This is a genomic window from Herbaspirillum sp. DW155 (assembly GCF_037076565.1).
In the GTDB taxonomy this organism is placed as follows: domain Bacteria; phylum Pseudomonadota; class Gammaproteobacteria; order Burkholderiales; family Burkholderiaceae_D; genus Herbaspirillum.
The window spans coordinates 2,942,612-2,965,093 of the sequence record NZ_AP029028.1 but is presented as its reverse complement, the minus strand read 5'-3'; the positions used below and the strand labels follow the sequence as shown (position 1 = coordinate 2,965,093).

General features: G+C 65.1%; 15 protein-coding genes. 11 read left to right on the top strand and 4 right to left on the bottom strand.

Going from position 1 to position 22,482, the window contains the following annotated elements; all coding sequences use genetic code 11:
• Positions 1-325: 325 nt before the first annotated feature.
• The gene (locus tag AACH55_RS13565; RefSeq protein WP_338715062.1) at positions 326-607 is read left to right on the top strand and encodes a DUF1778 domain-containing protein; all 282 of its coding nucleotides are present in this window, start codon (positions 326-328) and stop codon (positions 605-607) included.
• Entirely contained in the window at positions 604-1,098 is a 495-nt protein-coding gene (locus AACH55_RS13560) for a GNAT family N-acetyltransferase (RefSeq protein WP_338715060.1), read from the top strand. Before AACH55_RS13565 ends, AACH55_RS13560 begins: the two co-directional genes overlap by 4 nt.
• Before the next feature lie 84 nt (positions 1,099-1,182).
• Here AACH55_RS13560 and AACH55_RS13555 read toward each other — a convergent pair whose 3' ends face one another.
• Entirely contained in the window at positions 1,183-2,469 is a 1,287-nt protein-coding gene (locus AACH55_RS13555; RefSeq protein WP_338715059.1) for an MFS transporter, read from the bottom strand.
• A gap of 339 nt (positions 2,470-2,808) precedes the next feature.
• On the opposite strand from AACH55_RS13555, the gene AACH55_RS13550 reads away from it, so the two are divergent.
• Positions 2,809-3,807: a 2-hydroxyacid dehydrogenase gene (locus tag AACH55_RS13550; RefSeq protein ID WP_338715058.1), complete on the top strand. Its 999-nt coding sequence runs from the start codon at positions 2,809-2,811 to the stop codon at positions 3,805-3,807.
• Here the strand turns inward: AACH55_RS13550 and AACH55_RS13545 are convergent, their stop codons facing one another.
• Entirely contained in the window at positions 3,808-4,164 is a 357-nt protein-coding gene (locus AACH55_RS13545) for a hypothetical protein (protein ID WP_338715057.1), read from the bottom strand.
• Positions 4,165-4,359: 195 nt separating this feature from the next.
• Entirely contained in the window at positions 4,360-5,553 is a 1,194-nt protein-coding gene (gene hmpA / locus AACH55_RS13540; RefSeq protein WP_338715056.1) for an NO-inducible flavohemoprotein, read from the bottom strand.
• A 166-nt stretch (positions 5,554-5,719) separates the two neighbouring features.
• Between hmpA and norR the strand changes: the two genes are divergently transcribed.
• Complete coding sequence (gene norR / locus AACH55_RS13535) at positions 5,720-7,303, top strand: nitric oxide reductase transcriptional regulator NorR (protein WP_338715054.1); 1,584 nt, start codon at positions 5,720-5,722, stop codon at positions 7,301-7,303.
• A gap of 140 nt (positions 7,304-7,443) precedes the next feature.
• Here the strand turns inward: norR and AACH55_RS13530 are convergent, their stop codons facing one another.
• Entirely contained in the window at positions 7,444-7,626 is a 183-nt protein-coding gene (locus AACH55_RS13530; RefSeq protein ID WP_338715052.1) for a hypothetical protein, read from the bottom strand.
• A 283-nt stretch (positions 7,627-7,909) separates the two neighbouring features.
• Between AACH55_RS13530 and AACH55_RS13525 the strand changes: the two genes are divergently transcribed.
• From AACH55_RS13525 to treY, 7 genes are all read left to right on the top strand, one after another.
• On the top strand, positions 7,910-8,101 hold the full coding sequence (locus AACH55_RS13525) for a dodecin family protein (protein ID WP_338715051.1): 192 nt from the start codon (positions 7,910-7,912) through the stop codon (positions 8,099-8,101).
• 535 nt (positions 8,102-8,636) lie between these two features.
• The gene (gene glgA / locus AACH55_RS13520; protein ID WP_338715050.1) at positions 8,637-10,244 is read left to right on the top strand and encodes a glycogen synthase GlgA; all 1,608 of its coding nucleotides are present in this window, start codon (positions 8,637-8,639) and stop codon (positions 10,242-10,244) included.
• 172 nt (positions 10,245-10,416) lie between these two features.
• Complete coding sequence (glgB, locus tag AACH55_RS13515) at positions 10,417-12,822, top strand: 1,4-alpha-glucan branching protein GlgB (protein ID WP_338715049.1); 2,406 nt, start codon at positions 10,417-10,419, stop codon at positions 12,820-12,822.
• On the top strand, positions 12,819-15,089 hold the full coding sequence (gene glgX, locus AACH55_RS13510) for a glycogen debranching protein GlgX (RefSeq protein ID WP_338715047.1): 2,271 nt from the start codon (positions 12,819-12,821) through the stop codon (positions 15,087-15,089). The genes glgB and glgX overlap by 4 nt, the downstream gene beginning before the upstream one ends.
• A complete protein-coding gene (gene treZ, locus AACH55_RS13505; protein WP_338715046.1) occupies positions 15,086-16,987 on the top strand; it encodes a malto-oligosyltrehalose trehalohydrolase in 1,902 nt (633 codons plus the stop codon). Before glgX ends, treZ begins: the two co-directional genes overlap by 4 nt.
• Positions 16,984-19,233 (top strand): 4-alpha-glucanotransferase, encoded by a 2,250-nt coding sequence (gene malQ, locus AACH55_RS13500; RefSeq protein WP_338715045.1) that lies wholly within the window; start codon positions 16,984-16,986, stop codon positions 19,231-19,233. The genes treZ and malQ overlap by 4 nt, the downstream gene beginning before the upstream one ends.
• Complete coding sequence (gene treY, locus AACH55_RS13495; RefSeq protein ID WP_338715044.1) at positions 19,233-22,208, top strand: malto-oligosyltrehalose synthase; 2,976 nt, start codon at positions 19,233-19,235, stop codon at positions 22,206-22,208. Before malQ ends, treY begins: the two co-directional genes overlap by 1 nt.
• Positions 22,209-22,482: the final 274 nt, after the last annotated feature.

Here is a 22,482-nt window from a genome sequence, read left to right as displayed (position 1 = left end):
CCCGCAGCGCCGGATGAACCGCCCGGGCTCTGTCGGCCTGGACTGGCGCCATCTCCTTGTCGGCTGTGCTGCGTGGAAACTCGTCTCCCGGGGCGGCATGGCTGGCGTACTGCTGCCAGAAGGCCGCGGCAAAAAACAGCGGTAGTTTACTCCTAAGCGGGGCGAAATGCTTCAACTCTTATATAAGACTTGAAGAAATTTTTGCTTTTGCCTTGATTGGCTCCCCGCTTTCATTTATCTCCGGTCGCTCTGTTATTGTCATGCGTTCACTTTTCGTCAGTGTCCGGCGATTTGCCGTACAATCCCGTCCAAGGAGGAATTCACGATGCCCGCCGTTTCAACCGCCCGGCTGGAAGCCCGGATCAGTCCCGAATTGCAGCAATTGCTCAAGCGCGCCGCCGAGATCGAAGGGCGGACGTTGACGGACTTCGTTGTCGCGGCAGTCCAGGAAGCGGCGCAGCGGGCCATTGAACAGGCAGAAGTGATCCGCTTGTCGCTGGAAGACCAGCAGCGCTTCGCCGACGCTCTTCTGTCACCGCCGCCGCCCTCGGCGGCATTGCGGCGCGCCATGGCGCGTCATGGCAAACTGCTGCGTAGCGAAGAATGACGCGCCCGCCGTTCCTGGTGACGGCGCTCGATACCGCACTTCACGACCGCAGTCGCTTTGAATGCGGCTCGCCCGCATTGAATCGCTACCTGCGCGAACAGGTCACTCAGGATATTCGCCGCCGCGTCGCTGCCTGCTTTGTGGCCGTGGACGACGAACAGCGCGTGGCCGGCTTTTACACCCTGGCCAGTGCCAGCGTTCCACTGGCGCGCCTGTCTGAGGCGCTGCGCCGCAAGTTGCCCCGCTATGGCGCCATCCCTGCCATCCGTCTGGGGCGTCTGGCCGTGGACCACGAATTCAAAGGCCGTGGCCTCGGGGGCGCTCTGCTGGTCAACGCCTTGTACCGCGCTATCGCCACCGAGATACCGGGCGCAGTGATGGTGGTCGATGCCAAAGACGTCCAGGCAGCGGCCTTTTACCGGCACCATGGTTTCGTCGCCTTGCAGGATGCGCCGCTGACACTGTTCCTGCCCTTGGCCTCGGTGCGCTAAGCGAAAGGCTGCGTTTCAGGGCCGCCATAAAAAAAGGGCCGCGTCATCCGCGGCCCGTCTCAATAGCTATTGCCAAAACCCGCCTCAGGCCGTCACTGCCTGCCGTGCCGCCTTGTTGCGATACAGGATCAGGGTAGCGATCAACCCGCACACGGCCGCCGTGCTCATCCAGAGGCCAGGCGCAGCCTTGTCGTGGGTATATTCGATCAGGCCGGTCGCAATGGCCGGGGTGAAGCCGCCAAACACTGCCGTAGCCAGGCTGTAGGCCAGCGAGAAGCCCGCAGTACGCACCTCGGCCGGCATCACTTCGGTCAGCGCGACCACCATGGCGCCGTTGTAGCTGGCGTACAGGAAGGACAGCCACAGTTCCACGATCAGCATCTTGGCGAAGGTGGCATCATGCACCAGCCAGTTCACCATCGGATAGGCGGTCAGGATGGTCAGCACCGTGAAGGTCACCAGGATGGGACGGCGGCCGATGCGGTCCGACAGCGCGCCCATGATGGGCAGCCAGATGAAGTTGGACAGGCCCACGCAGAAGGTCACGATCAGGCTGGCCTCGGTGGAGAGCTTCAGGACGTTCTTGCCGAAGGTCGGGGTGTACACCGTGATCAGGTAGAACGACACGGTGGTCATCGACACCAGCATCATGCCGGCAATCACCAGCTTCCAGTTCTCGATCATCGAGCGGAAGATCTGGCCGGTGCTGGGACGATGCTTGCGGCGCAGGAACTCTTCGGTTTCCTGCAGCGAGCGGCGGATCACGAACAGCACCGGCACGATCAGGCAGCCGATGAAGAAGGGAATGCGCCAGCCCCAGTCACCGACCTCGGCCGGGGTCAGCGAGGTCGAGAGCATGTAGCCGATGGCCGCAGCCACGATGATGGCGACCTGCTGGCTGGCCGACTGCCAGCTCACATAGAAGCCCTTGTTGCCGGGCGTGGCCATTTCAGCCAGGTAGACCGACACGCCGCCCAGTTCCACACCGGCCGAGAAGCCTTGCAGCAGGCGGCCGATCAGCACCAGCAGCGGAGCCAGCGCACCGATGGTGGCGTAGGAGGGGACGAAGGCGATGAGCATGGTGCCCAGCGCCATCAGGGCCAGGGTCACGATCAGGCCCTGGCGGCGGCCTACGCGGTCCACGTAGGCGCCCAGGATGATGGCGCCCAGCGGACGCATCAGGAAGCCGGCGCCGAAGGTCATGAAGGTCAGCATCAGCGAGGCGAACTCGTTACCGCTGGGGAAGAAGGCCTTCGAGATGTGCGTCGCGTAGAAACCGAACAGGAAGAAATCGAACATTTCCATGAAATTGCCGCTCGTTACGCGCAGCACCGTGGAAAACTTCGACGGCGAAGAAGTGGATGTCGTCATGATATGTGCCTCGTTATCTGTAGGGCGGACCGTGTTGCACCCGGTCTTGCGCCTGTCTCGTACTGCCCTGCGGCAGCTTGTGTCAGGATCTTTTTTTGTGGGACAGCTATTGCGCCGCCGATTCTATGCCCGAAACCTGGCCGATGCACCGTCTTGCGGCGTTGCACATGCAAATATCGGTTTTTTCGATAGCTGGATGAAAGCTTTCGCCGCCAAATCCTTCACAAAAGCGGTCCGCGCGACAAGCTGCGTTGCATCAAGGTGAAGCAGCGCGAGATATGGTGCAATGCGACATGGTGCGTGACTTCACCTTATATAGCTCATCCATGAAAGGTCCGTATGAAAACCGCCGTCTACAGCGCCCGCCGTTATGACCAGACCCTGCTCTCGCGCGCCAATGCGTCTGCCGGCGCCGGGCATGAACTGGTCTTCCTGCAAGACCGCCTGGACAGCAGCACCGCGCAACTGGCCAACGGCTGCGAGGCCGTGGCGGCCTTCGTCAACGATGACCTCGGCGCCGCCGTGCTGGAACGGCTGGCCGCGCTGGGCGTGCGTTTCATCACCACGCGCTCGACCGGCTTCAACCATATCGATACGCAGGCCGCGCGGCGGCTGGGCATGACGGTGGCGCGCGTGGCCGATTATTCACCTTATTCGGTGGCCGAGTTTGCGGTGGGCCTGCTGCTGGCGGTCAACCGCAAGATTGCCCGCGCCAGCATGCGTACGCGTGAAGGCAATTTCGAGCTGGAAGGCTTGATGGGATTCGACCTGCACGGCAAGACCGTGGGCGTGATCGGCACCGGCAAGATCGGCGCGCTCTTTGCCCGCATCATGGCCGGATTCGGCTGCACGGTGCTGGGCAGCGACGTGCATCGCAATGCGCAGTTCGAGGCCCTGGGTGGCCGTTATGTCAGCAGGGAAGAGCTCTTTGCGGCCAGTGACGTGATCTCGCTGCATTGCCCGCTCATCGAGTCCACCCGCTACCTGGTCAACGCGCAGAGCCTGGCCGGCGCCAAGCCGGGCTGCATCCTGGTCAATACCAGCCGCGGCGGGCTGGTCGATACCGAAGCCGCGATTGCCGCCTTGAAGAGCGGCCAGTTGCGCGGCCTGGCCATCGATGTCTACGAGCAGGAAGCCAGCCTGTTCTTCCAGGACCTGTCCTCGACCATCATCACCGACGACGTGATTCAGCGTCTCGTGTCTTTCCCCAACGTGATCGTGACCGGCCATCAGGCCTTCTTCACCGAAGAAGCCATCGGCCAGATCATGCAGACCACCATTGCCAACCTCAGCGACTTTGCCGCCGGCGCCAGCCTGGGAGAGCGGCTGGTGGCCTGATCAGGCGGCGGGGCCGCCCGCGTCGAAGAGCTGGCCCAACTGGTCGCCGATGCGCGGGCGCAAGTGATCTTGTACGCGCCGGATGATCTCTTCGGCGTCGTGGCTGCCGTAGGTCTGGGCCAGTTGCCTGTGCATGTCGAAATGCAGATAAAGCAGCCCGCGCAGGCTCTGGAAAGCGATCGGATGGGCCTGGCCGCAGACTTGATCGTTGTTGTCCATCACCTGGTTCAATACGCCGGGATCAAACAGGCGCACCTGGCAGATCACGGCGCAGCGGACGATTTCCAGGTCCAGCGATTCCAGTTCCTGGGTCAGCTCATCGGGGGTATGGCGCTCGGCGCTCAGCTTTTCGCTCATGGCGGTCTTTCGGCGGAGGAGGGGGAGCGCTCAGGATAGCATTTGCTGCGTCGCGGAAAACTTGTCGAAGATCAATCTTCGGCGGATCGTCCGGCGTGGGACAGGTAAATTTTTATAAATAGTTTCATGTCGACTCTTGCGGGACTCTTGCCGCGCTCGGGCGGGTGGTGGCCGTGCCGCCGCCCGTCCGGGCGCTTATTGCAGTGCTGCAGCCGGTCCGAAGAATTCATATCGGCTCTGCGCCGCCGGTACGCCCAGTTCGTCCAGTGCCTGCCTGATGGTCTTCATGAAGGGCTTGGGTCCGACGAAATAGGCGTCGACATCACGCGTGGCAGGAAGCCACTGCTGCAGCAGCGCTGCATTGATGAAGCCAGTGGCATGCGCTGCAGGATCGCCAGCGCGTGGCTGTTCATGGCAGAAGTGCAGCCGCAGTTGCGGATGCTGTGCCGCCAGTGCTTCCAGTTCGCGGCGGAAGGCCTGCACGCCACCGTGGCGCGCGGCATGGATGAAATGCACCGGACGGCCGCCAGGCAATGCCGCCGCCAGCATGGTCATCATGGGCGTGATGCCCACACCGCCGCTGATGAGCACCAGCGGCTTGTCGCTGGCCGTGAGGGTAAAGTCGCCTGCCGGCGGGAACAGTTCCACCACCGAACCGACGTGGATCTGGTCATGCAGCTGGCGCGACACCTTGCCCTCTGCTTCGCGCTTGACGCTGATGCGATATTGCAGCGGCTGGCCGTTCTGGCGCAGCGGCGCCGACAGCGAATACTGGCGGCGCTGTTCCAGCCCGTCGACCACCATGCGCAGGCCGATGTACTGGCCGGGTTCGAAGTCCAGCAGGGCGCCGCCATCCTGGGGCATGAAATAGAAAGACGTGATTTCCTCGCTCTCGGCCACCTTGCGCGTGACCACGAAATTGCGCGCCCCGCGCCAGCCGCCGGGTGCGGCGGCCTTGGCGTCATATTGCTGGCGCTCGGCACCGATCAGGATGTCGGCCAGCTGGCCATAGGCGGCGGCCCAGGCGTCGATGACGGCATCGGTGGCGATCTCCGCGCCCAGCACTTCGCGGATGGCGCGCAGCAGGCAGTCGCCGACCATGGGATAGTGTTCCGGCAGCACCTGTACGGCCACGTGCTTGTTGATGATCTGCGCGGCCAGCGGGCCCAGTTCTTCCAGGCGATCGATGTGGCGCGCGTACATCAACACGCCATTGGCCAGTGCCCGTGGCTGGTCGCCGCTGGCCTGGTGCGCGCGGTTGAACAGCGGATGCACCTGCGGATAGTCGCGCATGAGCATCTTGTAGAAATGGGTGGTCAGCGCCTCGCCGCCGGATTCGAGCAGGGGGACGGTGGATTTGACGATGGCGAGTTGGGCATCGGTAAGCATGCTGAACCTTTCAGGAGAGTGTGGATGTGCCGGAATGTCCGGATCACTCTCCTTAATACAAAAGCCGTGCCACGCCTTGCTGCCAATAAAATCAATGACTTGCAAAGCAAGGGAGTGATTGTGACCTGTGTCATAATGACTTCAAATTCATCAATGAGTAGTCAATATGACCTCAAAAGCCTTGCTGGACGCCTTGCTCCCCCTGGTCGCCGATCTTTCGCGCCAGATCGATGACCGCGAGCGTTACCGCCGCCTGTTGCAGACCTTGCGCACGCTCTTTCCCTGCGATGCCGCCGCCTTGTTGCGGCTGGAAGGGGACGTGCTGGTGCCGCTGGCCATCGACGGGCTCTCCGGCGATACCCTGGGCCGGCGCTTCCGCATCGCCGATCACCCGCGCTTCGGCGTGCTGCTGGCCAACGCGGTGCCGACGCGCTTTCCGGCCGACTCGCCCTTGCCGGACCCCTACGATGGTCTGGTCGATGGCTTGAACGATGTCCACTCGGGCGCACTGGAAGTGCACGATTGCATGGGCTGCGCGCTGGCCGTCAATGGCCGTCCCTGGGGGCTGGTCACGCTCGATGCGCTGGGCGCCGGCCGTTTCGACGGGGTGGACATGGCCTCGCTGCAAGCCTTTGCCGCGCTGGCAGCGGCCACGGTGAACGTGGCCGGGCGCATCGATGAGCTGGCGCAGGCCGGCGAGCAGGCGCGCCAGCGCGCCGAAGCCTACCGGCTGGGGCTGGAAGAAAGCCGGGGCAAGCGCGAACTGATCGGCCAGAGTGCCGCTCACCGGCAGCTGATGGAGGAGATCCGCATGGCCGCCCCCAGCGACATGACGGTTCTGGTCAGCGGCGAAACCGGCACCGGCAAGGAGCTGGTGGCGCATGCCCTGCATGCTGCCTCGCCGCGCGCCCACAAGCCCATGATCAGCCTGAACTGCGCCGCCTTGCCCGACACTCTGGTGGAAAGCGAACTGTTCGGTCACGTGCGCGGCGCCTTCTCGGGCGCGGTGGCCGACCGGCGCGGTAAGTTCGAGATGGCCGATGGCGGCACCCTGTTCCTGGATGAAGTGGGCGAACTGCCTCTGGCGGTGCAGGCCAAGCTGCTGCGCGTGCTGCAGAGCGGGCAGTTGCAGCGCGTCGGCTCGGACCGTGAGCATCGTGTGGACGTGCGCCTGATCGCCGCCACCAACCGCGACCTGGCCGAGGAGGTCAAGCGCGGCCATTTCCGGGCGGATTTCTATCATCGGCTTTCCGTCTTTCCCATCCGCGTGCCGCCGCTGCGCGAGCGCGGCCGCGACGTCTTGCTGCTGGCGGGCTATTTCCTGGAGCAGAACCGGGCGCGGCTGGGCTTGTCCAGCCTGCGCCTGTCGGCCGATGCGCAGCGCGCGCTGCTGGACTATTCCTGGCCCGGCAACATCCGCGAACTGGAGCACCTCGTCGGTCGCAGCGCCTTGCGGGCGCTGGCCTCGCAGCCGCAGCGGCCGCGCATCCTGACGCTCGATGCGCAGTCACTGGAACTGGATCACCCTCCGATCGCGCCCATCGCCCAGCCCGAGAATGGCCTGGGCGTCGCGCCAGGCCGTGCGGCGCCGCCAGTGACAGGCTTGCGCGAGGCCGTGGAGCGCTTTGAGCGCAAGCTGGTCAGCGACAGCCTGCAGCGTCACGATGGCAATCTGGCGGCCACCGCCCGCGAGCTGGGCGTGGACCGGGCCAACCTGAACCGCCTGGCCAAGCGCCTCGGCTTGCGCTGAGCCATGGGACGGCGGTTTGCGGCGAGATGAAGGAAAAGAAAAGAAAACGGCCGGAACCGCTCAGGGCAGGCGCCCCTCACGATTCCGGCCGTGACGTGCATGAAGCTTCAGGTCAAAAAACGCAGCACCCGATGACAGCCTCAGGCCCGCTGATGCTCCACGTCCAGTTCCGCCAGTTGCCCGCGAATGCGGATGGCAGTCAGGTTGCGGGCTGCATCGGCATCGGCGTTGACGTGTTGCAGGTCTTCGGGCGGTGCGCTGATGACCTTGACAGGAGCCGCTGCAGGCAGGGTGCCGGTAACGCCAGGGTTGAGTTGCGACATGATGATCTCCAAGGGATGAAAATCTCGTGCAGGCCCGCCTGGCACTTCGACGGCGGGCGGGATCGCCCGTCCTGCGACCTCATCAGCCGGCCAATGACAACAGGTCGGACTGGGGCGATATGAACGTTTTGGCAATCCAGATGATGGAATATTAGCCGGTTTGGTTGCGCTGCAACAGGTGCAGTTGCACTTAAATTTTTGTAGGAAGCGGGGCAGGGTTGAAGTAGGGCAATCCTTTTGCTCATCCTTTCGTCGCTGCCACGGGCGACCGCTTCACCGAAATTTGCTGCGCAGCAAAAACGGGCGTCTTCCGTATCTCTCGTCCTCGCACGCATTCCTACGCAAGCTGCTGGCATTGGCCGATGTCGCCAGCAAGGACTGGTTCGAGGTCACGCAATGTCGTGGCCATGTCGAGGACGGCAACATTGGTCATTTCCAGGTGGGTCTGAAGATCGGTTTCCGTGTCGAGACCTGATGCCCGGTCACGGATGAGGGATAGCGGGGCGCAATGTATTTCATCGGGATATAGCGAGGTTCAATTTGCGCCCTTTCCCTCGCGTGACTAATCTTGAGGCTCTTCGCAATCAGCTCTTGAACGAAGGTTCGGGACATTCTTCCGCAGTCTTTGCTGCGAAATCATTTAGCAATTTTCCCCAGCGTATCTGGCGATGCAGCGCAGCCAGCTCTTCCGTGATCGACGATGACAGTGCGACAGATCCCTGTCCCGGCCGCGCATTTTTCGCGTGTCGCGTGCGGGCCGTTTCGCCGCGCTGCAACAGTAGGATTCATCCTACGCCATCTCAGGCCGCTGTCCGATAGTGAGCGCCTGTCGCGGTCCGTATAACGTCAATCATCGGCGCTCAAAAGACAGTCCATCCAACACAACAAGAAGGACACGCGTTGTCGCCCCGGCCTCCGGATCAAGCCACGCCCGGGACGATGACCAACACGATGCGACGAGCCAAGGGTGCTTTCCATCTCAGGTGCTTTCACACATTTAGGGGTCCATCTTGCAAGCTCGAGTTCTGTTAGTCAGCTCAGAGGCTGTACCGCTCGTCAAGACCGGTGGCCTGGCCGACGTGATTACCGCGTTGGCGGTATCGCTGCGCAAAGTCGGCATCGATGCCAGCATCCTCATGCCCGCCTATCCGGAGGCGGTCCGCAATCTCGGCGACACGGTACAGATCGGCCTGAAACACGGTCTGCCCGGCGGCGCCGGCCGCCTCCTGCGCGGCATCATTCCCGGCACCGACGTGCCGGCCCTGCTGCTGGATACGGCACGGTTCCGCCAGCGCGGCGCCAATCCCTATCTCGACAGCGAGGGCGTGGAGTTCAACGACAACGCGCTGTGCTTTGCCGACCTGTCGCACGCCGCCGTGGCCATCTGCGCCGGTGAAACCAGCCTGCCTGTGCCGCACGTGGTGCATGCCAACGACTGGCACGCCAGTCTGATTCCCTGCCTCCTGAAACTGCGCGGGCTGGATCACGTCGGCACCATGCTGACCATCCACAATCTCGCCTTCCAGGGCAATTTCGCGCTGGAATCGGCTGAGCAGATCGGCATCCCCCAGCATCTGCTGACCGGCGACGGCGTGGAATACTGGGGCAAGCTGTCCTTCCTCAAGGCCGGTATCCGCTTCTCCGATTGCGTCTCCACCGTCAGCCGCAACTATGCGCACGAGATCATGACGCCGCGCTTCGGCTGCGGCATGGACGGCATTTTGTCCTTCCGCAAGCTCGATCTGCGCGCCATCCCCAATGCCATCGATGCCGACCTGTGGAATCCGGCTGACGACCCGCTCATCGCCCGCCGCTTCAGCGTGGGCAACATGAAGGGCAAGGCGGCCTGCAAGCGCGACCTGCAGAAGCTCTTCGGCCTGCCGGTTGATCCGTTTGCGCCGGTCATGGGGCTGGGGTCGCGCATCTCGCACCAGAAGATGGCCGATGTCGTGATCGAGGCACTGCCTGGCATCATGGCGCGCCATCCGCGCCTGCAGGTGGTGGTGCTGGGTTGCGGCGACCACCATTACGAAGCCGCCTTCCTTGATCTGGCGCAGCGCTATCGCGGTCGCATCGCGGTGCACATCGGCTACGACGAACGCCGCGCCCATGCGCTGCACGGGGGCAGCGACATGCTGCTGCATCCGACCCGCTTCGAACCCTTCGGCCTGACGCCGTTGTATGCGATGCGTTATGGCACCATCCCCATCGGCTCGCGCGTAGGCGGGCTGGTCGATACGGTGTGCGATGTCGATCTCGACCCGCAACACGCTACCGGTGTGCTCTTCGAGGGCGAGACTGCGGCCGACATGCAGCACGCTGTCGCACGCGCCTTCGCGCTCTACAACGACAGCGAACGCTGGCAGAGCCTGCAGCGCAATGCCATGAGCATCGACTGCGACTGGGCCGGTCCGACCCGCGCCTACATCGAGGCCTATGCGCATGTGGCTGACATGGCGGTGCGTCCGCTGTTCGTGCCGCGTCCGGTCCCCGTCGAGCGTCCTGCAGCCCAGGCGCGCGCTCACGCACAGCATGAGCGCATCCCCAGTCCGGCCGCTGCCATCGCTGCTGCGCTGGCAGGCGTAGTGGGCGTGCCGGCTGCGGTGGCCGCTGCCTGAAGCGCGCGCCGGGCGCGGCTGCGCGCCCAATTGATTTCCGAACCCATCCTCACCCTGTCCGGCCGGACAGGGCAGGGGAGGTGTTTGCCGGCGCGCCGCCCTCTGCGCGCCGTTTTGATCTGGCTGTTTTGCGATGTTTCGATCAACCCCGATAACAACAACAGGAGTGTGCATGTCCGGCATGTCTGTCACGGCGTACAGGGCTCCGACCGGGCCGATGGAGGCGTCTTCGGACGCCAGCTCCGCGCCCCCCTCTCATTGCCCTCATCCCTTGGAACAAACCGCCTTGACCCTTTCCTTTGACGAGCAGGGCCTCTTGGAAGCCTTGCTGGCCGGCCGCCTGAGCCAGCCCTTCAGCCTGCTCGGTCCGCGCTATGCCAGCCAGCCCGGTGGCCTCTGTGCCATCCGCACCTTCCATCCCGGCGCGGCGGCCGTGCGCGTGCGCTGCCGCCACAGCGCTGCACTGCTGGGCGAGCTGCAGCAATTTGATCTGCATGGACAGCCCAGCGGCTTCTTCAGTGGCCTGGCTACCGGCCTGGACCAGCGCCGCCATCAGGTGCCGTATGTGCTGGAAGTGGACTGGCTGATCCCGGATGGCCAGCGCAGCGTACAAAGCACCGAAGATCCGTACGCCTTCGGCCTGCTGCTCGGCGAACTCGACCTGCATCTGCTGCAGGAAGGCCGTCACCGCCAGCTGGCCGATTGCCTGGGCGCACGTCCCATGGAGATCGATGGCGTACCCGGCACCCGCTTTGCAGTGTGGGCGCCCAATGCCGAGCGCGTCTCGGTGGTGGGTGACTTCAACCAGTGGGACGGGCGCCGCCACGTCATGCACCTGCGTCATGAAGCGGGCGTGTGGGAGCTGTTCATCCCGCGCATCGGTCCCGGCGACGTCTACAAATACGAGATCCTCGGCCGCGACGGTGTGCTGCTGCCGCTCAAGGCCGACCCGGTGGCGCGCGCCACCGAAGTGCCGCCCGCCACGGCCTCGGTGGTGGCCGATGCGCGGCCCTATCTCTGGCAAGACCAGCAGTGGATGGCCGAGCGTGCGCAGCGCCAGTCGTTGTCGGCGCCGATGTCTATCTACGAACTGCATCCCGCTTCCTGGCGCCGCGTGCCGGAACAGGCTCACCGCAACCTGAGCTGGGATGAACTGGCCGACCAGTTGATTCCTTACGTGGCCGGCATGGGCTTTACCCATATCGAACTGATGCCGGTGATGGAGCACCCCTTCGGCGGCTCCTGGGGCTACCAACCCATCAGCATGTTTGCGCCCAGTGCCCGCTTCGGCAAGCCGGAGCGCTTCGCCGCCTTCGTCGACCGCTGCCACCAGGCCGGCATCGGCGTGCTGCTGGACTGGGTGCCGGCGCATTTCCCCAGCGACCAGCATGGTCTGGCGCAGTTCGACGGCACTGCCTTGTACGAACATGCCGACCCGCGCGAGGGATTCCATCAGGACTGGAATACGCTGATCTTCAACCTCGGCCGCAATGAAGTGCGCGGCTTCCTCATCGCCAGCGCGCTGGAGTGGATCGAGCATTTCCACGTCGACGGCCTGCGCGTGGATGCGGTGGCCTCGATGCTCTACCGCGACTACAGCCGCAAGTCCGGCGAATGGGTGCCCAACATCCACGGCGGGCGCGAAAACCTGGAGGCCGTGGCCTTCCTGCGCGAACTCAATACCGTGGTGGCGCAGCGCTGCCCGGGCGTGCTGATGATCGCCGAGGAATCGACCTCCTGGCCGGGTGTGACGTCGGAAGTCAGGAATGAAGCCGATCATCATGGCCTCGGCTTCAGCTACAAGTGGAACATGGGCTGGATGAACGACACCCTGCGCTACATGCAGCATGACCCGCTGTTCCGTCGTTATCACCATCACGATATGACATTCGGTTTGTTATATGGATTCTCGGAAAACTTCATCTTGCCGATATCGCACGATGAGGTGGTCCACGGCAAGCGCGCCCTGTTGAACAAGATGCCCGGCGACGAATGGCGGCGCTTTGCCAACCTGCGGGCCTATTACGGATTCATGTGGACCCATCCCGGCAAGAAGCTGCTGTTCATGGGCAGCGAGTTCGGCCAGCCTGACGAATTCGATCACGACAAGTCGCCTTACTGGCACCTGCTCGACGAGCACGGCGGCCATCCCGCCGGCCACCGCCAGTTGCGCCAGCTGGTCAGCGACCTCAACCATCTCTATCGCAGCGAACCGGCCTTGCACCAGCGCGATTGCCGCGCCGACGGTTTCTCCTGGGCGGTGGGCGACGATAGCGTCAACAGCGTGCTGGCGTATTTCCGCTATGCCGATGAGGGACCACCGGTGCTGATCGTGGTCAACCTGACGCCGGTGCCGCGCACCGGTTACCGCATCGGCGTGCCGCCGATTGACCCCGGTCATCACGGCGTCTGGCGCGAAGTGCTCAACACCGATGCCGCCGTCTATGGCGGCAGCAACAGCGGCAACATGGGTCAGGTCGAGGTACAGGAGTTTGGCTGGCACGGCCACCCGACTTCCATCGAACTGAACCTGCCGCCGCTGTCCACCCTGATCCTGCGTAGAGAGTCCCAACAATGAGCGTCGCCTTTCCTGATCGCCTGCTGCCAGGCCTGCCTTATCCGCTGGGCGCCAGCTCCGATGGTCTCGGGGTCAATTTCGCGGTGTTCTCGGCCAATGCCACCCGCATGGACCTCTGCCTGTTCGACCCGTCCGGCAAGCGCGAACTCAAGCGCATCACCCTGCCCGAATGCACCGACGAAGTGTGGCACGGCTATCTGCCCGGCGCCGCCCCGGGCCTGGTTTACGGCTTCCGCGTCCACGGTCCCTACGAGCCCACCAAGGGCCATCGCTTCAATCCCAACAAGTTGCTGCTGGATCCTTACGCCAGGCGTCTGGTCGGCCAGGTGCGCTGGACCGATGCGCTCTACGGTTACCGCCTGCACTCGGCGCGCGCCGACCTGTCCTTCGACCGCCGCGACAGCGCCGCCGCCATGCCCAAGGCCATGGTCACCGATGACGCCTTCGTGTGGGAACATGACCGCCTGCCGCAGGTGCCCTGGAACAAGACCGTCATCTACGAAGCCCACGTCAGAGGCATCTCCAAAATGCGCGAAGACCTGCTGCCGCATGAGCGCGGCACCTTCGCCGCCTTGTCCGACCCGGCCTTCATCGACCACTTGCTGCGCCTGGGCGTGACCACCCTGGAGCTGATGCCGGTGCATGCGTTTCTGCAGGACAGCTTCCTCATTGAACGCGGCCTCTCCAATTACTGGGGCTACAGCACGCTCGCCTATTTCGCGCCCGAGCCTTCCTACATGTCCACGGGCGATCCCAACGAACTGCGCATGGCGGTGCGCCGCCTGCACAGCGCCGGCATCGAGGTGATCCTCGATGTGGTCTACAACCACACCAGCTGCGGCAGCGAACTCGGTCCCACGATGTCCTTCCGTGGCCTCGACAATGCCAGCTACTTCCGCCTGCTGCCGGGCCAGGAGCGTTACCACATCAACGACACCGGCTGCGGCAATACGCTGAACCTGTCGCATCCGCGCGTGCTGCAGATGGTGCTGGATTCACTGCGCTACTGGGCGCAATCCTTCCACATCGACGGCTTCCGTTTCGATCTGGGTTCGACGCTGGGGCGCGAGCCACATGGCTTCGATCCGGGTTCGGGCTTCTTCGATGCGCTGCTGCAGGATCCTGTGCTGTCGCGCCTGAAGCTCATCTCCGAACCCTGGGACATCGGCCCCGGCGGATACCAGCTTGGCAACCATCCCGCGCGCTTCGGCGAATGGAACGACAAGTTCCGCGACGACATGCGCAAGTTCTGGAAGGGTGACGAAGCCATGCGTGGTGGTTTCGCCCAGCGCATGCTGGGTTCGGCCGAACTGTTCGAGCACAACCGCCGCAAGCCCTGGGCCAGCGTCAACTTCATCGCCTCGCATGACGGTTTCACCCTGCGTGATCTGGTCAGCTACAACGGCAAGCACAACGAGGCCAACGGCGAGAACAACAACGACGGCCACAACGACAACGCCAGCTACAACTGGGGCGCCGAAGGCGAGACCGATGATCCCGACATCCAGGCCACCCGCGCCTGTGTGCAGCGTTCCATGCTGGCCTCTACGCTCTTGGCGCAGGGCACTCCCATGCTGCTGGCCGGGGACGAATTCCATCGCAGCCAGGGCGGCAACAACAATGCCTACTGCCAGGACAACGAGATTTCCTGGATCAACTGGGAGCAGGCCCGTTCCCCCGAAGGCGCGGCGCTGACCGCCTTTGTGGGTCGCGTGACGGCGATCCGGCGCGACTTCGAGGTGCTGCGCGCCAGCTATTTCCTGCACGGCAGCCAGATGGTGGCCGATGGCTTGCCCGATGTCGCCTGGTTCGACGAAGCGGCCCAGCCGGTCTCCAGCGAAGACTGGAACAACCCGGTGGCGCGCGCCATCACCCTGCAACTGGCGGGCAAGCGGCTGGAGCCGCACAAGCAACTGAGTTCGCGTCTGCACGATGCGGCTAATGCGGCGGGCGCCGATGGTCCGGGCGAGGCGCAGGAAGTCCCGCCTGACGTGCTGATGATCTTCGTCAACGCGGGTCACGAGCCCATCGAGTTCAACTTCCCCCGTACCGAAGGGGAGTACTTCCTCCTGCTCGACTGTGCGCAGCCCACCGGCATGCCGGAAGAAGAGGGCAGCCAGACCAGGGTGGATGGCAGCGCCACCGTGCAGGTCCAGGCCCACACGCTGCAGGTGTTTGCCAACCGGCCGCTGCACCTGTCCTCGGCCATCTATCCGCTGGCTGCCAATGAATGGATACAACGCAACGAATGGGGAGAACGCGCATGACGGCCCGCTTTTCCGTGAACCTGCCCTTTGGCGCCCAGGTGACCGCGCCCGGCCGGGTGCGCTTTCGCGTCTGGGCACCCGGTGCCGAGGCCGTGGAGGTGGAGATCACCGGACGCGGCCGGCTACCGATGAGGGCCGAGGATGCCGACTCGCCGGCCTGGTACGCGCTGGAAACCGACTGCGAACCCGGCACGCTGTACCGCTATGTCTTCCAGACCCGGGAACAGGGCGAGGTCATCGCGCCGGACCCGGCCTCGCGCGGGCAGGCTGGTGACGTCTTCGATCCCAGCGTGGTGGTGGACGGGCGATCCTTCCTGTGGCAGTACCCGCAATGGCAGGGCCGCCCGTGGGAAGACACCGTGCTCTACGAATTGCATCCGGGCGCCTTGGGCGGCTTTGCCGGCATCCAGCAGCGCCTGGCCGAACTGGCCGAGCTGGGCATCACCGCCATCGAACTGATGCCGGTGGCCGAATTCCCCGGCGCCCACAACTGGGGTTACGACGGCGTGCTGCCGTTCGCGCCTGATGCCAGCTATGGCACCCCGGACCAGCTCAAGGCACTCATCGATACGGCCCACGGGCTGGGCATGATGGTCTTCCTCGATGTGGTCTACAACCACTTCGGCCCGGACGGCAATTACCTGCACAGCTATGCGCCGCAATTCTTCCGTCACGACATGAACACCCTGTGGGGCGCCACCATCGATTTCCGCCGTCCCGAGGTCGCGGATTTCTTCACCCAGAATGCGCTTTACTGGCTGCAGGAATATCGTTTCGACGGTCTGCGTCTGGATGCGGTCCACGCCATCTGCGAACAGGACTGGCTGGTCGCACTGGGGCAGCGCATCCGCGCTGAGATCGGCAGCGAACGGCATGTCCATCTGGTGCTGGAGCATGACGGCAACGCCGCTCATCTGCTGGGCTACACCGCCGCCGTCGAAGCCGAGGCAGAGGTGGCCGAAGTCGGACAGGTGCGCGAGCGTTCCAGCCACGTCTACGATGCGCAATGGAACGATGATGCGCATCACGTCCTGCACGTATTGCTGACCGGTGAGGAGAGCGGTTACTACAGCGCCTACGCCGAGGCGCCGGCCGAGAAGCTGGCGCGCTGCCTGCAGCAGGGCTTCGTCTATCAGGGCGAGGTCTCGCCGTATTCGGGTGAGCCGCGGGGCGAACCCAGCGCCGGTTTGCCACCGACGTCCTTCGTCAACTTCCTGCAGAACCACGACCAGATCGGCAATCGCGCCTTCGGCGAACGTCTCACGGTGCTGGCCCATCCGCTGGCCCAGCATGCGGCGCAGGCGCTGATCCTGCTGGCGCCGCAAGTGCCGATGCTGTTCATGGGCGAGGAATTCTGTGCGGTACAGCCTTTCCTGTATTTCACCAGTCATCGCGATGAGGAACTGGTGAAAGCAGTGCGGGAAGGGCGCCGCCGCGAGTTCGCGCGCTTCCCGCAATTTGCCGATCCCAAGTTGCTGGAACAGATTCCCGACCCCAACAGTTTTGCCACCTTCGTTTCGTCCATTCCTGAGCCCGGACCGGCCCCCGGTTCGGCGGCCTGCCTGCGCCGTGTGGCCGAACTGCTGCACATCCGCAAGCTGCATATTGCGCCTTACCTGCGCGGCGCCCGGGCACTTGACGCCCGCGCCATCGGCCCCAAGGCCGTGCATGCACGCTGGCAGCTGGGCAATGGCAGCGTGCTCAACATCACGCTCAATCTCGATGAGGCACCCCTGCAGGAGGCACTGGACGACCTGGCCCAGCCGGCCGGTGCGGACGTGCTCTTCGACAGCGGTGGCGCACTCGATGCGCTGGCGACCGGGAGCTTCCCCGGCCATGCCATCCTGGCCCTGCGGGAGCCGCAAACGGCCGCCACCGAAACGGGGAGGACCGCATGAACGCCGCCCTGCGCCAGCGTGCCGGCAAGACTGCGCCGATGAGCGTGCCTTCGGCGGAAAACGATTTATATCGTTTGGCAGAACGCGCCGGCATCGCCGTCCACTGGATTGACGCCTATGACCAAGCTCAAGTGGTGCAGGACGATGCCCTGCGCGCCATCCTGGCCGCACTGGGCCTGCCCTGCGACAGTGCCGAAGACTGCCGCGCCAGCCTGGCCCGGCTTGACCGCGAGCATGCGGTGGGTTACCTGCCGCCACTGCTCACCGGTGTGCAGCACCAGCCGGTGCAACTGCCGGCCCACTCGCGCCTGCATGGCTTGTCCTGCCGCGTCGAGCTGGACAACGGCGCGCGCCTGACGCTGCTGATTTCGTCCGACCTCACCCGGCCGCCGACCTTGCCGGCCATCGATGTGCCGGGCTATCACCGCCTGCTGGTGGCCGGCCACATCCTGACCCTGGCCATCGCGCCGCCGCGCTGCTACACCATTGCCGACGCCCTGGCCGGGCAAGGCTGCGAGCGCGGCTGGGCACTGGCCGCGCAAGTCTACGGTCTGCGCAGCGACAGCCTCAGGCCAGCGCGCAAGCTCTACGGTGATGGCGGCATCGGTCATTTCGGCGCGCTGGCGGCCCTCGCACCGATGGTGGCGGAGTATGGCGCAGCGGGCCTGGCGATGTCGCCGGTGCATGCGATGTTTGCCGCCGATCCGGGGCGCAGCAGTCCTTATTCGCCCTCTAGCCGGCTGTTTCTCAATCCTTTCCTGATCGACCCGGCCGGCATTCTTGGCGCCGATGCCCAGGCCCAGGTGCTGGCCGAGGGCGGCTCCGAAATGATCGCCGCCCATGAGCGCCTGCAACAGGCCAGCCTGGTGGACTGGGCGCGTGCGGGGGCGCATCGCATGACCCTGCTGCGTCGCCTGTATGCCCTGTTCCGCACGGAACACGCGGGTGATGCGGCGCTACTGGCGTCGTTCGCGGCCTTTCAGACGGAAGGCGGCCCGGCCTTGCGTGCCCATGCCTTGTTCGAGGCGTACAGCCACCATCTGAGCAGTCAGGGCGATCCGGGCTGTTGCGACTGGCGCCAGTGGGGCGAGGCCGGCCGCCATCCGGAGTCGCCCGAGATGCGGGCCTTCGCGGCCGAGCATGCGGGCGAAATCGATTTCCACCTGTTCCTGCAATGGCAGGCCGCGCGCCAGTTGGCGCAGGCCCAGCAGAGCGCGCGCGAGGCCGGGATGTCCATTGGTCTGATCGCTGATCTGGCCGTCGGCGCCGACAACGGCGGCAGCCAGGCCTGGAGCCATCAGGACGAGATCGCTGCCGGCCTGACGGTGGGCGCGCCACCGGATCTGCTCGCCCCGCAGGGCCAGAACTGGGGGCTGGGTGCTTTTTCACCGCTGGCGTTGCGACGCACCGGCTATCGCGGCTATCTCGCCATGTTGCGCGCCACCTTCGCCCAGGGCGGCGGCGTGCGCATCGATCATGTGCTGGGCCTGAACCGCCTGTGGCTGGTGCCGCAGGGGCGCTCGGCCGATGCCGGGGCCTACGTGGCCTACCCGCAGCAGGACATGCTGCGCCTGATCGCGCTGGAGTCCTGGCGCCATCGCACGGTGGTCATCGGCGAAGACCTGGGCACGGTCCCGCCCGGTTTCGATACGGTGCTGGACGAGGCCGGCGTGTCGGGCATCCGTGTGCTCTGGTTCGAGCGCGACAAGAAAGGTTTCCGGCCACCCTCGTCCTGGTCGCGCCAGGCCATCGCCGTGACGACCACCCATGATTTGCCGACCGTTGCCGGTTGGTGGTCCGGCGCTGACCTGGCCTGGCGTGAGCGCCTCGGTCAACTGGAGCAAGACTTGCCGGCCGCGCTGGAGCAGCGCCGCCAGGAGCGCAGCCTGCTCTGGCAGAACCTGGTGCAGTACGGCTGGGCCAGCGGCCCCGTGCCGGAAGTGGCCTGCGCTGCGACCGAGGCGGCGGACGACTCCACGCTGCCGGTCTCGCTGGAGGATTGCGCCATTGCCGTCGATGCCGCGCTGGAATACGTCGCTGCCACGCCCGCGCCGCTGGCCGTGGTGCCGGTGGAAGACATCCTCGGCCTCGCGCAGCAACCTAACCTGCCCGGCATGACCGAGCCTCACCCCAACTGGCGCCGCCGCTTGCCGGAGGACATGCCGCAGCTCTTTGCCGCCTATGCCGCCAAGGCCAGGCTGGAACGCCTGCGTCGCGTGCGCGGCGGACCCTCCAAGGAGATTTGATGGCAGCCCCTTCCGTATCCTCCGTATCTTCCGTATCTCCTGCATCCTCCGCCCGCAGCGGCATCCCGCGCGCCACCGCACGGCTGCAATTGCATCGTGAATTCCGTTTCGGGCAGGCGGCCGAGACAGTGGATTACTACCATCGTCTGGGCATCAGCCACTTTTACCTCTCGCCCATCCTGGTGGCGCGTCCGGGTTCCACGCACGGCTATGACGTCGTGGATGCCACCCGCATCAATCCCGAACTCGGTGGTGAAGCCGGACTGCGCCATCTGTACCAGCGTCTGCGTGCGTACGGCATGGGCCTGGTGATCGACATCGTGCCCAACCACATGGCGGTCGGCCATCACAATGCCTGGTGGCAGGACGTCTTGCGCTGGGGCCGCCATAGCCGCTACGCCGAGTGGTTCGACATCCATTGGGACAGTCCCGATCCGGCACTGAACGGCAAGGTGTTGCTGCCTTTTCTTGGACAGCCGTATGCCGAGGCGCTCGAGGCCGGCGAGCTGGTCCTGCGTTTCGACGCAGGGCTGGGTGAGCTGCAGGTGGCGCACCACGATAATCGCTTCCCGCTGTGCCCGATGGATTACGCCGCCGTTCTGGAGACGGCCGGCAGTGCGCGCCTGGGTGAGGTGATCGCAGCCTTTGCCGCGCTCGATCCGGCGCATGCCGACAAGGACCGTCTGGCAGCCGAAGCCGGTGCGCAATTGCAGGCCCTCGCCGCCGACCCCGACGCACTGGCCGACATCGACGCCGCGCTCGCCGCCTTCTCGGCCAGCCAGCCACATGGCCGCAGCGCCATGCACCAGTTGCTGGAGCGCCAGCACTACCGCCTGGCCTACTGGCGCAATGCGGCCGACGAGATCAACTGGCGCCGCTTCTTCGAGGTGAGCGAACTGGTCGGCATGCGGGTTGAACGCGAAGACGTCTTCGAGGCCATGCATGCCGAGATCTTCCGTCTCTATGCCGAGGGCATCATCGATGGCTTGCGGCTGGACCACATCGATGGTCTCACCGATCCCGCCACCTATTGCCTACGCCTGCGTGAGCGTCTGCGCGGCCTGCGGCCCGGGCACGAACCCTACCTGATCGCCGAGAAGATCCTCGCTGGCGAGGAGACACTGCCTCCCGGCTGGCAGCTCGACGGCACCACCGGCTACGAGTTCATGGACCAGTGCGCGGCCGTCCTGCACGATGGCGATGGCGAGCCGGTCCTCGACGAGCTGTGGCGCGACATCGTGGCAGAACTGCCGGCCACCGCCGATCAGCTGCAAAGTCACGGACCGGGCGAGCTGTGCCATTTCCCGACCATCGTGCAAGAAGCGCGGCGCAGCTTCCTGGTGCGCAACTTCTCTGCTGAATTCAATGCGCTCACGCTCTGTCTGCATCAGCTCGCCCGCAGCGCGACCCCGACCCGCGACATCACCCTCATGTCCATCCGCCGCGCGGTGGCCGAGTTGCTGGTGCATTTTCCGGTCTATCGCACCTATGCCAGCGAGCAGGGCATGCCGGCGCAGGAACGCGAACTGCTGGCGCTCACCGCACAACAGGCTGCGGCGACCCTGCATGCGGCCGACCACGCCACGCTGCACGTGGTGGAAGGCTGGCTGGGCGGCGACCTGCTGCTCGACAGCCGCGACGCGCACCGGCGCGCCCTGCAGCTGCGGGCCATCGCGCGCTTCCAGCAACTGACGCCGCCGCTGACGGCCAAGTCGATGGAAGACACCGCCTTCTATCGCTACGGCCGTCTGCTCTCGCGCAACGAGGTCGGCGCCGAGCCCGCGCATCTGGCGCTCCCGGTGGCACATTTTCACCAGCGGGCGGCGCGCCGTGCCGGGCAGACGCCGGCAAGCCTGCTGGCCACCGGCACCCACGACCACAAGCGCGGCGAGGATGCCCGCATGCGCCTGGCCGCGCTCTCCGAGATCGCCGAGGAATGGGCCACCGTACTGCGTCACTGGCATCAGTTGAACGCCCCCATCGTGGCGGCCACGGCGCAGGGACAGTACGCCATCGATGCGGTTGACGAATGCATGCTCTACCAGACCCTGGTCGGTGCATGGCCGGACGGCACGCGAGCCGGTGACGATGATCTGCGTGCCCTGGGCGAACTGGCCGGGCGCGTCATCGCCTGGCAGCGCAAGGCCCTGCGCGAAGCCAAGCGCCGCAGTGACTGGGTGGTGCCGCAGACCGACTATGAGGCCGCCTGCGAGCGGTTCACCCGTGCGCTGTTGTGTGATCCGGGGCTCGATCCGCATCATCATCCCTTCCTCACCGAACTGGCGGGCTTCGTACGCCGGCTGGCGCCGCTGGGCGCGGTCAACAGCCTGTCGCAGGCCATGCTCAAGCTGACCTCGCCGGGCGTCCCCGATTTTTACCAGGGCAGCGAGTTGTGGGACTTGAGCATGGTCGATCCGGACAACCGGCGACCGGTCGATTTCGCCCTGCGCGGGCGGCTCCTCGCCGATGCCGTCAACCGGCCGGTGTCCTTGCGCGACTGGCAGAGCGGAGGCACCAAGCAGCAATTGATCCATGCGGTGCTGCAGTACCGGCGCGAGCATGCAGACCTGTTCGCACGCGGCCGTTACCTGCCGCTGAGCACGCACGGCAAGCTGGGGCGCCACGTGATCGCCTTTGCCAGGCTGATGCCGGGCCAACAGGAGGATGAGGGTGACTGGCATGCGACCGTGGTGGTCTGCACGCGCCTGGCGGGCCATCTGCTGTCCTTCGAGGGAGGTCGCGAAGAAGCACTGCCACTGGTGTCTGACGAAACATGGGGCGACACCCGTATCAGCCTGCCGCAGGTACTGTCACACGGCGGCAGCGGCATGCGGCACTGGCGCAGCGTGCTCACCACCGGCCAGGGCGAACTGGAAGAATGCGCCATGCCGGACGGCGAGCGTGGCGGCAGCATCGCCGTGGCCGAGATCCTGGGCAGTCTGCCGGTGGAATTGCTGACGCTGCATCTCAGTTGAGCGGGAGGTGGCGCAGAGTCCGGCCCTGAAGCTTGCCATCACCGGCGCTGCAGATATTTCGCGGTTGCATCGGCCACGGCGAGAGACCGATCTACCGTGAGCCCCTTGTACTGCTCCGGACGTCGGGCGCGGGCAGTGGACACCGCTGGTGCGCTGGACGCAGCAGCGGTCGTGGGTACCTCTTGCTGTGACTGCGTGACGGGCACAAGGAACTTCGGTCTGGCCCCAAACGCCTCCGCTTGCGTCAGGCTGCGGTTGACCTTCACGCTTTTGC

Bases quoted from the DNA above. Each gene is read 5' to 3' on its own strand.
- AACH55_RS13530 (WP_338715052.1), bottom strand. From the start codon at position 7,626: ATGTCGCAACTCAACCCTGGCGTTACCGGCACCCTGCCTGCAGCGGCT.
- AACH55_RS13565 (WP_338715062.1), top strand. From the start codon at position 326: ATGCCCGCCGTTTCAACCGCCCGGCTGGAAGCCCGGATCAGTCCCGAA.
- malQ (WP_338715045.1), top strand. From the start codon at position 16,984: ATGAACGCCGCCCTGCGCCAGCGTGCCGGCAAGACTGCGCCGATGAGC.
- treY (WP_338715044.1), top strand. From the start codon at position 19,233: ATGGCAGCCCCTTCCGTATCCTCCGTATCTTCCGTATCTCCTGCATCC.
- AACH55_RS13560 (WP_338715060.1), top strand. From the start codon at position 604: ATGACGCGCCCGCCGTTCCTGGTGACGGCGCTCGATACCGCACTTCAC.
- treZ (WP_338715046.1), top strand. From the start codon at position 15,086: ATGACGGCCCGCTTTTCCGTGAACCTGCCCTTTGGCGCCCAGGTGACC.
- AACH55_RS13555 (WP_338715059.1), bottom strand. From the start codon at position 2,469: ATGACGACATCCACTTCTTCGCCGTCGAAGTTTTCCACGGTGCTGCGC.
- AACH55_RS13545 (WP_338715057.1), bottom strand. From the start codon at position 4,164: ATGAGCGAAAAGCTGAGCGCCGAGCGCCATACCCCCGATGAGCTGACC.
- glgX (WP_338715047.1), top strand. From the start codon at position 12,819: ATGAGCGTCGCCTTTCCTGATCGCCTGCTGCCAGGCCTGCCTTATCCG.
- AACH55_RS13550 (WP_338715058.1), top strand. From the start codon at position 2,809: ATGAAAACCGCCGTCTACAGCGCCCGCCGTTATGACCAGACCCTGCTC.
- hmpA (WP_338715056.1), bottom strand. From the start codon at position 5,553: ATGCTTACCGATGCCCAACTCGCCATCGTCAAATCCACCGTCCCCCTG.
- glgB (WP_338715049.1), top strand. From the start codon at position 10,417: ATGTCCGGCATGTCTGTCACGGCGTACAGGGCTCCGACCGGGCCGATG.
- norR (WP_338715054.1), top strand. From the start codon at position 5,720: ATGACCTCAAAAGCCTTGCTGGACGCCTTGCTCCCCCTGGTCGCCGAT.